This is a genomic window from Nocardioides marinisabuli (genome assembly GCF_013466785.1).
GTDB classification, from domain to species: Bacteria; Actinomycetota; Actinomycetes; order Propionibacteriales; family Nocardioidaceae; genus Nocardioides; species Nocardioides marinisabuli.
Genome location: NZ_CP059163.1, coordinates 1,252,368 through 1,267,006, shown reverse-complemented (window position 1 = coordinate 1,267,006; position 14,639 = coordinate 1,252,368). Strand labels below are relative to the sequence as shown.

16 protein-coding genes are annotated in these 14,639 nt (G+C 75.1%); 5 read left to right on the top strand and 11 right to left on the bottom strand.

All coding sequences use genetic code 11. The annotated features are described in order from the left end of the window. The first annotated feature begins 26 nt into the window (after positions 1-26). Entirely contained in the window at positions 27-881 is an 855-nt protein-coding gene (locus tag H0S66_RS06145; protein WP_179614599.1) for a patatin-like phospholipase family protein, read from the top strand. Between the two features lie 10 nt (positions 882-891). On the opposite strand, the gene dtd is transcribed toward H0S66_RS06145, so the two are convergent. Next, a complete protein-coding gene (gene dtd / locus H0S66_RS06140; protein ID WP_179614598.1) occupies positions 892-1,323 on the bottom strand; it encodes a D-aminoacyl-tRNA deacylase in 432 nt (143 codons plus the stop codon). A gap of 67 nt (positions 1,324-1,390) precedes the next feature. Between dtd and H0S66_RS06135 the strand changes: the two genes are divergently transcribed. After that, positions 1,391-1,786 carry an MmcQ/YjbR family DNA-binding protein gene (locus H0S66_RS06135; RefSeq protein ID WP_218876239.1) on the top strand — a complete coding sequence of 132 codons (396 nt, stop codon included), beginning with the start codon at positions 1,391-1,393 and terminating at the stop codon, positions 1,784-1,786. A 29-nt stretch (positions 1,787-1,815) separates the two neighbouring features. Here H0S66_RS06135 and H0S66_RS06130 read toward each other — a convergent pair whose 3' ends face one another. From H0S66_RS06130 to H0S66_RS06090, 9 genes are all read right to left on the bottom strand, one after another. After that, on the bottom strand, positions 1,816-2,682 hold the full coding sequence (locus tag H0S66_RS06130) for an HpcH/HpaI aldolase/citrate lyase family protein (protein WP_179614597.1): 867 nt from the start codon (positions 2,680-2,682) through the stop codon (positions 1,816-1,818). Between the two features lies 1 nt (position 2,683). Further along, a complete protein-coding gene (locus H0S66_RS06125) occupies positions 2,684-3,778 on the bottom strand; it encodes an HpcH/HpaI aldolase/citrate lyase family protein (protein WP_179614596.1) in 1,095 nt (364 codons plus the stop codon). A 145-nt stretch (positions 3,779-3,923) separates the two neighbouring features. Next, the gene (locus H0S66_RS06120) at positions 3,924-4,547 is read right to left on the bottom strand and encodes a DnaJ family domain-containing protein (protein WP_179614595.1); all 624 of its coding nucleotides are present in this window, start codon (positions 4,545-4,547) and stop codon (positions 3,924-3,926) included. Positions 4,548-4,600: 53 nt separating this feature from the next. Next, a complete protein-coding gene (locus H0S66_RS06115) occupies positions 4,601-4,954 on the bottom strand; it encodes a hypothetical protein (RefSeq protein WP_179614594.1) in 354 nt (117 codons plus the stop codon). 63 nt (positions 4,955-5,017) lie between these two features. Beyond that, positions 5,018-5,329, bottom strand: a complete 312-nt coding sequence (locus tag H0S66_RS06110) for a hypothetical protein (RefSeq protein WP_179614593.1) — start codon at positions 5,327-5,329, stop codon at positions 5,018-5,020. Further along, a complete protein-coding gene (locus H0S66_RS06105; protein ID WP_179614592.1) occupies positions 5,326-5,685 on the bottom strand; it encodes a hypothetical protein in 360 nt (119 codons plus the stop codon). The genes H0S66_RS06110 and H0S66_RS06105 overlap by 4 nt, the downstream gene beginning before the upstream one ends. 60 nt (positions 5,686-5,745) lie before the next feature. Then, entirely contained in the window at positions 5,746-7,203 is a 1,458-nt protein-coding gene (locus tag H0S66_RS06100) for an MFS transporter (RefSeq protein ID WP_219633625.1), read from the bottom strand. Next, complete coding sequence (locus H0S66_RS06095) at positions 7,200-8,567, bottom strand: M20/M25/M40 family metallo-hydrolase (protein ID WP_258017121.1); 1,368 nt, start codon at positions 8,565-8,567, stop codon at positions 7,200-7,202. Before H0S66_RS06095 ends, H0S66_RS06100 begins: the two co-directional genes overlap by 4 nt. 146 nt (positions 8,568-8,713) lie before the next feature. Next, the gene (locus H0S66_RS06090) at positions 8,714-9,334 is read right to left on the bottom strand and encodes a nitroreductase family protein (RefSeq protein WP_179614591.1); all 621 of its coding nucleotides are present in this window, start codon (positions 9,332-9,334) and stop codon (positions 8,714-8,716) included. Between the two features lie 61 nt (positions 9,335-9,395). On the opposite strand from H0S66_RS06090, the gene H0S66_RS06085 reads away from it, so the two are divergent. The 3 genes from H0S66_RS06085 to hutI are packed head-to-tail and all read left to right on the top strand — an operon-like array spanning position 9,396 to position 13,128. Continuing rightward, on the top strand, positions 9,396-10,616 hold the full coding sequence (locus H0S66_RS06085; protein ID WP_258017120.1) for an allantoate amidohydrolase: 1,221 nt from the start codon (positions 9,396-9,398) through the stop codon (positions 10,614-10,616). Next, positions 10,613-11,956 (top strand): formimidoylglutamate deiminase, encoded by a 1,344-nt coding sequence (locus tag H0S66_RS06080; RefSeq protein ID WP_258017119.1) that lies wholly within the window; start codon positions 10,613-10,615, stop codon positions 11,954-11,956. Before H0S66_RS06085 ends, H0S66_RS06080 begins: the two co-directional genes overlap by 4 nt. Continuing rightward, the gene (hutI, locus tag H0S66_RS06075; RefSeq protein WP_180923813.1) at positions 11,953-13,128 is read left to right on the top strand and encodes an imidazolonepropionase; all 1,176 of its coding nucleotides are present in this window, start codon (positions 11,953-11,955) and stop codon (positions 13,126-13,128) included. The genes H0S66_RS06080 and hutI overlap by 4 nt, the downstream gene beginning before the upstream one ends. A gap of 91 nt (positions 13,129-13,219) precedes the next feature. On the opposite strand, the gene H0S66_RS06070 is transcribed toward hutI, so the two are convergent. Next, the gene (locus tag H0S66_RS06070; RefSeq protein WP_179614589.1) at positions 13,220-14,614 is read right to left on the bottom strand and encodes a M1 family metallopeptidase; all 1,395 of its coding nucleotides are present in this window, start codon (positions 14,612-14,614) and stop codon (positions 13,220-13,222) included. Between the last annotated feature and the right edge of the window lie 25 nt (positions 14,615-14,639).

The window sequence follows — 14,639 nt, the reverse complement described above, 5'->3', positions numbered from 1 at the left end:
GGTAAAGGCACGCCACACTGGCGGCCATGAAGGCACTCGTGCTCGGCGGCGGCGGCATCACCGGTATCGCGTGGGAGACCGGCCTGCTCGCCGGGTTGGCCGACGCGGGGGTCGACCTGACCGGCGCCGACCGGGTCGTGGGCACCTCGGCCGGCTCGATCGTCGGCTCCCAGGTCACCAGCGACACCCCGCTCGACGAGCTCTACCGGCGCCAGCTCCTGGAGCCCGGCCACCCCGAGGGCCCCACCGAGGCGGCGCTGGCCGCGATCGGGCCGCGGGTGCTGGCGACGTACGCCGTCGCGGTGCTGCGCTCGCGCCGCGACCCCGAGGTCTTCGGGCGGCTGCTCGGCTCCCGCGCCGTGCGGGCCGCCGCGCGGGGGCGCACCCCGAGCATCGCCGAGCGCTACGACCAGGTGCGCCAGCGGCTGACCACCACCACCTGGCCCGAGCGCGACCTCGTGGTGACCGCCGTCGACGCGGCCACCGGCGAGCTGGCCGCCTTCCGCGGCGGCGGCGACGTGGGCCTCGAGGACGCCGTCAACGCCTCCTGCGCGGTGCCGTGTGTCTACCCGCCGATCCCGATCGGGGGCCGCACCTACGTCGACGGCGGGATGCGCTCGGGCGCCAACGCCGACCTGGCCGCCGGGTGCGACCCGGTCGTGGTGCTCTCGCCGCTCGACCGTTCGGTCGGCCCGCTGCGCAGCGCCCGCCAGCAGCTCGCCGAGCTCGGCGTGCCGCACCTGGTGATCACCCCGGACGACGGCTCCCGTGCCGCGATCGGCTCCAACGTGCTCGACCCCGCCGCCCGGCCCGGCTCCGCGCGCGCCGGTCACGCCCAGGCCGCGGCACACGTCGCCCGGGTGCGCGAGCTCTGGGGCTGAGCGGCCGCGCTCAGCGGGGGCTGTCGAGCAGCATCGTGATCGGGCCGTCGTTGACGCTCTCGACCTGCATGTCGGCGCCGAAGCGGCCGCGCTCCACGTGGGCGCCGAGGCGCTCGAGCTCGCCGCACAGCGCGTCGTACAACGGCTCGCTGACGGGGCCCGGGGCGGCGGCCGACCAGGAGGGGCGGCGGCCCTTGCGGGTGTCGCCGTAGAGGGTGAACTGGCTGACCACCAGCACCGGGGCGTCGTCGTCGGAGGCCGAGCGCTCCTCGCGCAGCACCCGCAGCTCCCAGATCTTCCGGGCGGTCCAGGCGACGTCGGCCGGGCCGTCGTCGTGGGTGACGCCGAGGTAGACCAGCAGCCCGGGCCGGTCGGTGTGGCCGACCACCTCGCCGTCGACGGTGACGCTGGCACGCAGGGTTCGCTGGATGACGGCTCGCACGCACCCATCGTGGCCCAGGACCGGCTGCGGCCTGGACGCCGCCCCGCGGGTCGAGCAGTCTGGGGCGGTGCCGCACCCGCAGATGTACGACGACGACGACCCGGTCCTGGCCCGCGTGCGCACCCTGGCGCTCGCGCTGCCCGACGCCGCCGAGAAGGTCAGCCACGGCCGCCCGGCCTTCTTCACCACGAAGGTGTTCGCCTACTACGGCGGCTCGGTGAAGGTGGCCGGCAGCTACGTGCAGCACGAGCAGGCCGTGATGGTGCTGACCGACCCCGACGACCGCCAGGCGCTGGTCGACGACCCGCGGGTCTTCGTGCCGGCCTACCTCGGTCCGTCGGGCTGGCTGGGCGTCGACCTCGACCTGGAGGGCTCGGACTGGGACGAGGTCGCCGAGCTGCTCGACGCCTCGTACCGGCGCACCGCCGGGGCGCGCCGGGTGGCGCGCCTCGACGGCCGCTGAGCGCGGACCCAGCCCCGCTCAGCCCGGGCTCAGGACTCGAGCGCCTGCACGGCCTCGTGGATCGAGAGGGTGCGCCGGGCGGACTCGACGTGCAGGTTCTCGACCATCTTGTTCTTGTAGGTCACCACGCCGGAGCCCTGTCCGTCCTCCCAGGCCTGGATCAGGCCGCGGGCGTCCTCGACCGCCTCCGGCGAGGGCGCGAACTGCTCGTTGGCGGGCGCGACCTGGCCGGGGTGGATCAGCGTCTTGCCGTCGAAGCCCATCTGGCGGCCCTGGGCGCACTCGGCGAGGAAGCCCTCGGCGTCCTTGACGTCGTTGTAGACGCCGTCGAGGATCTGCACGCCCGCGGCCCGGGCGGCCAGCAGGCTCAGCGACAGCGAGGTCAGCAGCGGGGCGCGGCCGGGCACGTGCTCGGCGTACAGCTCCTTGACCAGGTCGTTGGTGCCCATCACGAGCACCGCGAGCCGGTCGGAGGCGGCCGCGATCTCGCGGACGTTGAAGATCGCCTCGGGGGTCTCGACCATCGCCCACAGGCGGGTGTGGTCGGGGGCGCCGGCCTTCTCGAGAGCGGCGACCAGGGTGCGGACCTCCTCGGCGCTGTTGACCTTGGGCACCACGACGCCGGCAGGGCCGGCCTGGGCGGCGGCGACGATGTCGTCGTCGTGCCACTCGGTGCCGATGCCGTTGACGCGGATCGTCACGGTGCGCCGGCCGTACTCGCCGGACGAGGCGGCCGCGGCGGCCTGGTCGCGGGCGGCGGGCTTGGCGTCGGGGGCGACGGCGTCCTCGAGGTCGAGGATCAGGCCGTCGCAGGCGATCGACTTGGCCTTCTCGAGCGCCCGCTCGTTGGAGCTGGGCATGTAGAGGACGCTGCGCAGGGGGGTCACGTCGGTCATCTCAGGCGTCCTCTCCGGGCAGGGTGATCGCGTCGTACTGCTTCTTCAGGTCGGGGTCGATCGCGGCCAGCTCCTCGGCCAGCTCGACCATCACCAGGCACTGCTTGAGGGAGGCGTCGTCCTCCATCTTGCCGTCGAGCATCACCGCGCCGGTGCCGTCGCCCATCGCGGCGACCACGCGCCGGGCGTGGGTGACGTCCTCGACGCTGGGGCTGAAGACGCGGTTGGCGATCGCGATCTGCTTGGGGTGCAGGCTCCAGGTGCCGACGCAGCCGAGCAGGAAGGCGTTGCGGAACTGGTCCTCGCAGGCCACCACGTCGGCGATGTCGCCGAAGGGGCCGTAGTAGGGGTAGATGCCGTGCATCGCGCACGCGTCGACCATCCGGGCGATCGTGTAGTGCCACAGGTCCTGCTGGTACGTCGTGCGGGCGCCGTTGATCGCCTCCTCGCCGGAGCCGTCGGGGTCCTGGCGGACCAGGTAGCCGGGGTGGCCGCCGCCGACCCGGGTGGTCTTCATCCGGCGGTCGGCGGCCAGGTCGGCCGGGCCCAGGGAGAGGCCCTGCATGCGGGGGCTGGCGCCGCAGATCTCCTCGACGTTGGCCACGCCGCGCGCGGTCTCGAGGATCGCGTGCACCAGGATCGGCTTCTCTAGCCCGGCCTTGGCCTCCAGCTGGGCCAGCAGCCGGTCGACGTAGTGGATGTCCTCGGCGCCCTGCACCTTCGGCACCATGATCACGTCGAGCTTGTGCCCGATCGCCGGCACCAGCGTGGTCAGGTCGTCGAGCACCCAGGGGCTGTCGAGGGCGTTGATCCGGGTCCAGAGCTGGGTCGGCCCGAAGTCCGTCTCCTGGGCGATCTTCACCAAACCCTCGCGGGCGGCCTCCTTGTTGTCGGCCTTGACGGCGTCCTCGAGGTTGCCGAGCAGCACGTCGACGCTGCCGACCATCTGCGGGATCTTCGCCGCCATCTTGGCGTTGCTGGGGTCGAAGAAGTGGATCGCCCGGCTCGGGCGGGCCGGGATCTCCGTCGGCGGGGTCGGCGCCCCCACGGCGAGGGGGCGGAAGAAGTCCTTGGCGCTGCGGCTCGAGCTGGGCATGCGCGCGAAAGTAGCAGCGAAGCATTACCCGTGGGTATGACGGATCTGACAGCGGTGGGGTGTGGAGGGGCCCGGCGGGAGTTTCATCGGGTACCCGATGGACCTCGCGCTACCTGCACGAAGGTTCAGCCCGGTGGCGCCAGTTTCATCGGGTACCCGATGAACCTTCGGCGGGGCCGGGGCGGGAGCGGCGCCACCAGGGGCGGCGGGGCGGGCGGGTGGCGGCGGCCAGCGCCTGGGCCTGCACCTGGGCGCGGACGGCGGCCGCGCGCGCCGTACGCCGCTCGGCCCAGGCGGCGAGGGTGGCCTCGACGTCGCGGGGCATGGTGATGAGCGGGGGCGTGCCGTCGGCGGGGGTGTAGCGGGCGCGGATGACGCGGGCGTTGAAGTCCTCGACCTCGCGCCGGGCCTCGCGCTCGACGGTGAGGGCGTCGAGGCGGGCGTCGAGCTCGGCGTCGTCCTTGCGCAGCTGCAGGCTCGGGGGCAGCACGCCGGTGATCTGCTCGCGCTCGACGAGGCGCTTGACCCACCAGTCGGGGTCGTGCTCGGAGCCGAGGTCCTCGATGGGGCGCCCGCTGCCGGGCAGGTCGTCGAACTCGCCCTTGGCCATCGCCACCCGGACCTGCTGGTCGACCCAGGCGGTCTGGTTGCCGATCCGGGCGGCGGCGATGCTCTCGCCGCTGCGCTTGCGCCGCTCGACCTCGTCGGCGGCCTGGGACTCGTCGGTGGGCCGCGCGGCGTCGGCGCGGCGGTGCGGCTCCTCGGACATGTCGCCACCTCCCTGGTCCCGATCCTAGGCGGTGGGTCCGAGCCGACCAGGGCTCAGAAGGCGTTGAAGCGCCACTGCACCAGCACCAGCGCGAGCAGCCCCAGCGTGCCGGCGCAGGCGGGTCCGACCAGCAGCCAGGCGAAGGCGGCGTCACGCACCCGTGCGCCGACCAGCACCACCACGGCGGAGACGAGAAAGGGGACCAGCAGCATGATCGCCACCGCGACGGCGAGCGGGTCGACGGAGAAGGCGACGGCCAGGGCGACGCACCCGGCGACGGCCAGCGCGTCGAGCACGAGCGTGGCACGCGCGGTACGCCGCAGCGCCGGGCTGCGTCGTGCGGCGCGGTCGGGGCGGGGCTCGCCGGTGGTGGCGGAGCGGCTCTCGAGCCCGGGGTCGGTGGTCATGGGCACATCCTGGTCCTCGGCCGTGGCCGGCGTGGTCGTGGTGGGACTTCGGTGGGAGATCGGTCAGTAGGCGAGGTGGCGGCTGGCCGCGAGCCCGACCAGGCCGACCAGGCCGAGCGCGGTCCAGGCCAGCGCCCGGGCGCGGCCGGGGCTGTGCCGCCGGGCGCGGTGGGCGGCGCCCAGCAGCGCCAGCGACGTCAGCGCCGGGGCGGCGAGGATGACGACGTAGACGAAGCCCACCCCCGCCCACGGGTCGGGGTCGACCCAGGCCTGGGCCCCCAGCGCGACCGCCGCCGCCAGGGCGAGGGCGCAGGTCACCAGCGCGAGCAGCGCCGGCACGGCGTAGGCCGCGCCCGGGGAGCGCGGCGCCGTCACATCGGCCACAGCACGGCGAGGGCGCCGAACGCCAGCCACGTCATGCCGGCGGCGGCGACGCAGGCCAGCGCCAGCGAGACCCGCGGGGCGCGGGGGCGCAGCCGGCGGGCCGCCCAGGTCAGCGCCAGCGCCAGGAGCACCGGCGCGGCCAGGAGGACGGCGAAGAGGTAGTAGAAGTCGGCGTACTCGCTCGGGTCGGTGGCGCCGGCCACGCACAGGGCCACCACGCCGACCAGGGCGAGGGCGCTGAGGCCCAGCACGACCCGGGTGGCGACCCGGTACGCCGTGCGGGCGCGGGGCGAGCGGCCCGGCGGGGCGCCGTACGACGTCGGGGTGGGGGTGGTGGGGGAGCTCATGGGCACAGCCTTCCCCGCGGGCCCCTGCTCAGTCGTGAGCCCGGGTACTCGGATCGGTGCTCAGCCGACGGGCACGGCGTCGAGCGCCGTGTCGGGCACGGTCTCGACGGGTCGCGGCATCATCAGGAGCACCAGGGCGGCCACGACGGCCGAGACCGAGCAGATCGCCCACACGGTCAGGTAGCCCGACAGCGGCGCCTGGCCCGCGCCCGGTTCGCCGAGGGAGCCGGTGGAGGCCAGGGCGATCGCGAAGACCGAGCTGGCGAAGGCGCCGCCGACCGTCTTGGTCGCGTTGGTCATGCCGGTCGCGAAGCCGGTGCGGTCGGGCGGGGCGGCGGCCGCCGCGGTGGCCGGCAGCGCCGCCACCAGGGCGCCGGAGCCGATGCCCGCGATCGCCATGTTGACCAGGGTCTGGGTCGTGGAGTCGTGGAAGGGCAGGAACAGCCCGTAGCCCAGCGCCACCAGCAGGGCGCCGGCCACCAGCGCCCCGCGGGGGCCGAGCAGGCGGGCGGTCAGCGGCAGGGTGAGGGCGCCGACGGCCAGGAAGACGACGTAGACGCCCACGAGCGTGGAGACGAACGCGGCGTCGGCGCCGAGGCCGTAGCCGGCGACGTCGGGGTCGGTGCGCGCGAAGGTCGAGAGCGGGATCTGGGCGCCGAGCACCGAGATGCCGAAGAGGAACGCGGTCAGCTGCACCGGCCACTGGCCGCGGGTCGCCAGCAGCCGGACGTCGATCATCGGGTCGGCGCGGGCGGCCTCGACACGGTGGAACGGCACCAGCACAGCCAGCCCGGCCGCGATCAGCAGCCACGGCAGCACGCTGCCGGGGCCCTGGAGCCGGACCGCGATCAGCCCACCCATCACCAGCAGCAGCGCGGCGGTGACCAGGCCCAGGCCCGGCCAGTCGAACCCGCCGGTGGCCTCGCCGGGGGCGTCGTCGATGCCGATCCAGATGATGACCAGGCACGCGGTGACCACGACGGCCGGCAGCGCGAGCAGCACGGTCATCGAGGTGCTCTCGACCAGCGCCCCCGAGGTCAGCGCGCCGATGATGACGGCCAGCTCGAGGGCGCCGACGAGGACCGCGGCCGAGCGCCGGGTGAGCACGCCCTGGCGACCGGAGCCGGCGGTGCGCCGGTAGATGATCGCGACCTCGAGCGGCAGCCACACGACGTAGAAGCCCTGCAGCGCCCAGGCGACCAGGAAGGTCTCGAAGGACGGTGCGAAGGCGACGCCCCACGAGGCGACCGCGGTGACCGCGGTCGAGATCAGCAGCACCTTCTTGTGGCCCACGAGGTCGCCGAGGCGGGCCAGCGGCGGCACGCACAGCGCCGAGACCAGCAGCTGGGCGGCCTCGAACCAGTTGACGTCGGCGTCCTGGATGCCCAGGTGGTCGGCGATGTCGCTGAAGATCGGGGTGTAGTAGCCCTGCAGGACGCCGCTGGCGAGCTCGACGACGACGAGGAAGCCGACGACGGTGGCCAGGCCACGGGCGCCGGGGGGCAGGGAGCGGTTCACGGGAGCCTCTCGAGGAGTCGGCGGTACCAGTCGACGCCGTCGAGGAAGGCCTCGACGCCGATGTGCTCGTCGTAGGAGTGGATCGACTCGCGCTGCTGCTTGGTCATCCGGAACGGCGCGAAGCGGTAGACCCGCTCGCAGATCGCGGTGAAGTGCCGCGCGTCGGTGGCGGCCATCATCACGTACGGCGCCGGCACGGCGTCGGGGAAGACCTCGGTGATGGTGTCCTCGAGCAGCGCGAACGCCTCGTCGACGCTGCCGTGCCCGCCCCGGCCGTCGGTGGTCGAGTACGGCGAGACGGGGCTGGCCTCGCTGCTCTCGACCACGTCGACCTCGACGCCCCTGCCGACGGTGCGGCGCACGTGGGCCAGCACCTCCTCGACGGTGTCGCCGACCATCAGCCGCATGTTCACCCCGGCCTTGGCGGTGGCGGCGATGACGTTGAGCGCGGGGGAGCCCGACAGCGTGGTGACCGCGACGGTGGTGCGGGTCATCGCGGCGGTCTCGGGGCCGGCCGCGAGCAGGACCCGGGTCAGCGCCGGGCGCAGCCGCTCGGCGTTGGCCATCAGCGGCCGCAGCGGCAGCGGTGCGTGCGGCGCCAGGCGGCGGAAGAGCTCGATGGTGGGGGCCGGCAGGCTCGCGGGCAGCGGTGCCTTCTCGAGCCGGGTGACGGCGCGCGCGACGCGGGCGACCGGACCGTTGCGCGCGGGCGTCGAGGCGTGGCCGCCGCGGCCCTCGGCGCGCAGCTCGACCGAGGTGATGCCCTTCTCGGTCACGCCGATGACCCCGATCGGCGCACCGACGCCGGGGAAGGCCTCCGAGGCGATGGCACCGCCCTCGTCGAGCACGAACCACGGGCGTACGCCGCGCCGGCGCAGCTCGTCGACGGCCAGCGGCGCCGCGTGGCCGAAGACCTCCTCGTCGCAGCCGAAGGAGAGCCACACGTCCTGGGCGGGGGTGTGCCCGGCCTCGAGGAGCGTCTCGACGGCCTCGCAGATGCCGACCAGGCAGCCCTTGTCGTCGAGGGTGCCGCGGCCCCAGATGCTGCCGTCGGCGATCGCGCCGCTGAAGGGCGGGTGCTGCCACTCGCCCTCGACGGGCACCACGTCGAGGTGGGCCATCAGCACCACGGGCCGCGCGTCGCTCGCGCCGCGCCAGTGGAAGAGGAGTCCGTGGGTGTGCACCCGGGTCAGGTCCAGGTGCCGGTGCAGCAGCGGGAACTGCGTCTCGAGCTCGACGAGGAAGGCGTCGAAGGCGGCGGTGTCGACCAGGTCGGGGTCGCGGTGGCTCACCGTCGGGATCCGTACGAGTGCCTGCAGCTTGCCCACCGCGCGCGACTGCTCCGCGCCCTCCCTCAAGGTCACGGGCGGCAGGCTACGCGGTGCGGGGGCCGGCCCGGGGCCGAACGCCCGGTCCCACCTGGTCTCGCATCCGAGACACGGGTGGGGCGGGGGTCGTTGACCCGCCACGCGGCGGTGGCTGGACTGGTGCCGTGCCCCTCCGCCCCTGCTCAGCCCCAGCCGCCGCGGTGCACCACGTCGCCCACCGGACGTCGGCGACGGGTGGCCGGCGAGCCCTTCGCGCCGGTGCCCTCGGCGCGGTGGCCGATCGTGATCACGCCGATCGGGTCGACGTCGTCGGGCACCCCGAACTCCTCGCGCACCTCGGGCTCGCGGTGCGGCGGCAGCCCGAAGAAGCAGGCGCCGAGCCCCTCGTCGACCGCGGTCTGCAGGATCAGCAGGCTCGCCATCGCCGCGTCCATGTGCCAGTAGGGCACCGTCCACGGGTCGCCGGCCGGTGCGCCGTTGCGCCGGCGGGTGCCGTCCTTGTCGGGCTGGGCGTAGCGGTCGAGGTACGCCGCGCGGCTGCTGCACGGCACGACCACCACGGGGGCGCGCATCATCCCGGCCAGCCAGCGGTCCGGGTCGTCGACGTCGTCGGAGGTCGTGCGCCAGAAGCGGCGCACGTCGTCGGGGGTGTCGAGCACCAGGAACGACCAGCCCTGGCTGAACCCGGCGCTGGGCGCTCGGGTGGCGTTCTCGAGCATCCGGTCGACCTGCTCGCGGGCCACCGGCCGGTCGGCGTAGTCGCGGACCATCCGGCGGCGGCGTACGACGTCCTGGAACTCCATGGCGACGAGTATGGCCACGAGCTCGGACACGGCCAGCGTGGGGCGAGAGGCAGGTGGCCCGGTGGCCGATGACTTCGAGGCGATGTGGGGCGCGCTGGCGCCGGTGGGCCGCTCGGCCGCTAGCGGCGGCTACTTCCGCCAGCCGTGGGCCGGCGCCGAGCGCGAGCTGCGGGCCTGGTTCGTGGAGGCGTGCGAGCAGCGCGGCCTGCGCGTGCAGGGCGACGGCCTGGGCAACCTCGTCGGCTGGTGGGGCGAGGAGCACGCGACCCGCCCCGACGAGCGGCTGCTGACCGGCTCGCACCTCGACTCGGTGCTCGACGGCGGGGCGTACGACGGCCCGCTCGGCGTCGTCTCGGCGCTCGCGGCGATCGACCGGATGCGGGAGCGCGGCGTGGTGCCGGCCCGGCCGGTCGGGGTCTCGGTCTTCGTCGAGGAGGAGGGCTCGCGCTTCGGCCTGGCCTGCCTGGGCTCGCGGCTGCTGACCGGCGCGACGACGTGGGAGCGGGCGCGCGAGCTGCGCGACCGCGACGGCGTGGCGCTGCCCGATGCGCTCGAGGCGGCCGGGCTGCCGGGCCCACAGGCCGGCGACCCCGACCTGCTGGCGGGCGTGACGACCTTCGTGGAGCTGCACGTCGAGCAGGGCCGGGCCCTGGTCGACCTGGGCCGCGCGATCGGGGTGGCCAGCGGGATCTGGCCCCACGGGCGCTACCGCTTCGAGCTGAGCGGCACCGCCGACCACGCCGGCACCACGCGGATGGAGGACCGGGCCGACCCGATGCTGACCTACGCGACGACCGCGCTGGCCGCCGACGAGGAGGCCCGTCGGGCCGGCGCCCGCGCCACCTTCGGGCGCGTCGAGGTGGTGCCCAACGGCACCAACGCCGTGCCGTCGCGGGTCACCGCCTGGCTCGACGCGCGCTGCGAGTCCGAGGGCGCCCTGGCCGAGCTGGTGGCCGGGCTGGAGCGGCGCGCCCGGCAGCGCGCCGAGGTCGACGGCACCGAGGTGCGGGTGGTCGCCGAGTCGGTCTCGGGCCTGGTCTCCTTCGACCCCGACCTGGCCCGCCGCGTCGCCGCCGACCACACCGGCGGCGACTGGCCGGTGCTGCCCACCCAGGCCGGCCACGACGCCGGCATCCTCTCCGGCGCCGGCATCCCGACCGTGATGCTCTTCGTGCGCAACCCCACCGGCGTCTCGCACTCCCCGGCCGAGCACGCCGAGCTGCCCGACTGCCTGGCCGGCGTCGACGCGCTGGCCGACACCCTCGAGCGGCTGTGCACGTGACGGGGCCGGTGACGGGGCCGACGGCGTACCTGCTCGAGCGGGCCTGGGTCGGCGGGCGGGTCGAGGACGACGTGCTGGTCGAGGTCGAGGGCGGCCGGTTCACCCAGGTCGAGGCGTCGGCGCGGGTGCCGTCCGGGGTCGAGCGGGTCCCCGGTCTCACGCTCCCCGGCCTGGCCAACAGCCACAGCCACGCCTTCCACCGGGCGCTGCGCGGGCGCACCCAGCGCGGGGGCGGGACGTTCTGGACCTGGCGCGAGCAGATGTACGACCTCGCCGGGCGCCTCGACCCCGACGACCTCCTGGCTTTGGCCACCGCGCTCTACCGCGAGATGGCCTCGGTCGGGATCGCGACGGTGGGGGAGTTCCACTACCTGCACCACGCCCCCGACGGACGCCCCTACGCCGAGCCCAACGAGACCGGCCTGGTCCTCGTCGAGGCCGCCCGGCGCGCCGGGATCCGGCTCACGCTGCTCGACACCTGCTACCTCTCCTCGGGGTTCGGGGCGCCGGTCGAGGGTGCGCAGGTGCGCTACAGCGACGGCGACGCCGAGCGGTGGGCGCGGCGGGTCGAGGCGCTGGCCGCCGCGGTCGCCGACCAGCCCCACGTGGTCGTCGGCGCGGCGGTGCACTCGGTGCGCGCCGTGCCGCGCGAGCAGCTGGCGACCGTGGTCGAGGGCGCCCGGGGCCGGCCGCTGCACGTGCACCTGAGCGAGCAGCGCGCCGAGAACGACGCCTGCCGCGCGGCGTACGACGCCTCGCCGACGCAGGTGCTCGCCGAGGCCGGGGTGCTGGGCCCGCTGACCAGCGCGGTGCACGCGACCCACCTCGACGACGCCGACGTGCTGGCCCTCGGCGCGAGTCGCACGCACGCCTGCTTCTGCCCCACCACCGAGCGCGACCTCGGCGACGGGGTCGGGCCGAGCCGGGCGCTGCACGACGCCGGGAGCGCGCTGACGCTGGGCTCCGACAGCCACGCCGTGGTCGACCTCTTCGAGGAGATGCGCGCCGTCGAGCTCGACGAGCGGCTCGTGGCCGAGCGCCGCGGGCACTGGGCCGCCGCCGAGCTGCTCGGGGCCGGGCTGCGCCACGGCGCGCTCGGCCTGGACGACGCCGGCGCGATCGCGGTCGGGGCGCGCGCCGACCTGGTCACGCTCGACACCACCAGCCCCCGCACCGCCGGCACCGGGGCCGACGAGCACACCGCCGTCTTCGCCGCCACCGGCGCCGACGTCACCCGGGTCGTCGTCGACGGACGCCTGGTGCACACCCGCGAGCAGGCCCCCGAGGTCGGCCGCGACCTCGCCGCCGCGATCGACCGCGTCTGGAAGGACGACCGATGACCTCCCTGCTGATCACCGGCATCGCCGAGCTCGCCACCAACGACCCCGCCCGGGTCGGGCCCGGCGACGTCCTCGGGCTGGTGCCCGACGCGGCCGTCGTCGTCGAGGGGGGACGGGTCGCGTGGGTCGGACCCGCCGCCGAGGCCCCGGCCGCCGCCGCCGCGGTCGACGTCGGCGGCCGCGCGGTGCTGCCCGGCTTCGTCGACAGCCACAGCCACCTCGTCTTCGCCGGCGACCGGTCGGCGGAGTTCGCGGCCCGGATGGCCGGCGAGAGCTACTCAGCCGGGGGCATCCGCACCACCGTCGCCGCCACCCGCGCCGCCACCGACGAGCAGCTGCTGGCCCACGCCGCCGGGCTGGTGGCCGAGATGCGCCGCCAGGGCACCACCACCGTCGAGATCAAGAGCGGCTACGGCCTCAGCGTCCACGACGAGGCCCGCTCGCTCGCGGTCGCGCGCGAGCTCACCGACGAGACGACCTTCCTCGGCGCCCACGTCGTGCCACCCGAGCACGCGGGTGACCCGGCGGCGTACGTCGACCTGGTCACCGGCCCGATGCTCGAGGCGGCCGCGCCGCACGCCCGCTGGATCGATGCCTTCTGCGAGCGCGGCGCCTTCGACGCCGACCAGGCGCGCGCGGTGCTCACGGCCGGCGCGGCCGCCGGGCTGCGCGGGCGGCTGCACGCCAACCAGCTCGGCCCGGGCCCGGGCGTCCAGCTGGCCTGCGAGCTCGGCCTCGTCGCGGTCGACCACTGCACCCACCTCGACGACGCCGACGTCGACGCGCTGCGCGACAGCGGCACCATCGCCACTCTGCTGCCGGGCGTGGAGTTCTCGACCCGCCAGCCCTACCCCGACGCCCGTCGGCTGCTCGACGCCGGCGTCGACGTCGCGCTGGCCTCCGACTGCAACCCCGGCTCCTGCTTCACCAGCTCCATCCCGTTCTGCGTCGCGCTCGCGGTCCGCGAGATGAGGATGACCCCGGCCGAGGCCGTCCGCGCGGTCACCCTCGGTGGGGCCCGCGCCCTCGACCGCGACGACGTCGGCGTGCTGGCGCCGGGCATGCGGGCCGACCTGGTGGTGCTCGACGCCCCCAGCCACGTGCACCTGGCCTACCGCCCCGGGGTGCCGCTGGTGCGCTCGGTCTACCGCGGCGGCGTCCCGCTGCAGTGAGGTCGCACCGGGTGTGTCCCCGAGGAAGTGTGGAGTCCTGGATCAACCTGGTTCATCCAGGACTCCACACTTTCCAACTTGCCGGTCCGGGTCAGTAGCCCCGCGGCTTCCCGTCGCGCACCAGCCACTCGCGGAACAGCCCGTCCAGCTCCTCGCCCGAGACCCGCTCGGAGAGGCGCAGCAGGTCGCGGGTGGTCACGTTGGCGTCGTGGTGGCGGCGCACCCAGGCGCGCAGGATCGCGAAGAAGTCGGCGTCGCCGACCCGCTGGCGCAGCGCGTGCAGGGTCATCGCGCCCCGGGTGTAGACCGGCGCGCCGAAGAGCTGGGAGCTGTCGGTGAAGCGGGTGGGCGCGGGGCTCCAGAGGTCGTCGGAGGCCGGGCGGGCGTAGAGCGCCTTGAAGCGCTGGCCCGGGCGCGGCCCGCCGTGCTCGGCGGCGTAGAGCCACTCGGCGTACGTCGCGAAGCCCTCGGCCAGCCAGATGTCGTGCCAGTCGGTGAGGGTGACGGCGTTGCCGACCCACTGGTGGGCGACCTCGTGCACGACCGTGGAGGTGGTCGCGGCGCCCGGCGGGTAGAAGGCGCGGGTCTGGGTCTCGAGGGCGTAGCCGACCCTCGCGTCGTCGACCACGAGGCCGGCGGAGGTGAAGGGGTAGGGCCCGAAGAGCTCCTCGTTGAACGCGAGGATCCCGGGCAGGGCCTCGCGTGCGTCGGCTGCGTCGCCGGTGGTGGGGTCAGTGAACGACCAGATCGGGATGGTGCGGCCGTCGACCGACGTCGTCGCCGACTCGTGTACGTCGAACTGCCCGATCGCGACCATCGCCAGGTAGGTGGCCATCGGGTCGCGCGCGTCCCAGCGCCAGGTGGTCGAGGTGGCGGTCTCGTCGCGGCCCACCAGGTCGCCGTTGGCCGCGACCTCGTAGCCGGTCGGCACCGTGATCGCGTAGCGGAACCGGGCCTTGTCGCCGGGGGTGTTGTTGGAGGGCAGCCAGGTCATCGCACCGACCGGCTCGCCCAGCGCCACCGCACCGTCCGAGGTGCGCACCCAGCCCTCGGTGGAGCCGTCGGCGTCGGTGTGCTCGGGCGGCTCGCCCTGCCACGACACCGACACCGTGAACCGCCCGCGGCGCACCGGCTCGGCGGGGGTGACGACCAGCTCGTGCGCGCCCGTACGCCGGTGCTGTGCCGCGACCCCGTCGACGAGCACCTCGGTGACGCGCGGGCCCGAGAAGTCGAGGTGGAAGGAGTCGAGGGTCCGCTTGGCGCTGGCGCGCACCAGCACCCGGGTCCGGGCCCGGTTGGTCAGCGGCTGGTAGTCCATCGCGACGTCGTAGACGCGGACCTGGTAGCCGCTGTTGCCCTGGGACGGGAAGAGCGTCTCGCCCGCGGGCCGGGCCGAGGCCGGTGCGCCGGGCAGCAGCGTCGCGGCGAGGGCGAGAGCAGCGAGGGTGGGGGCCGGGCGCGCGCGACGGCGCGGGGAGGTGGGCACCGACGAAGCGTACGGCCGCAGCAGG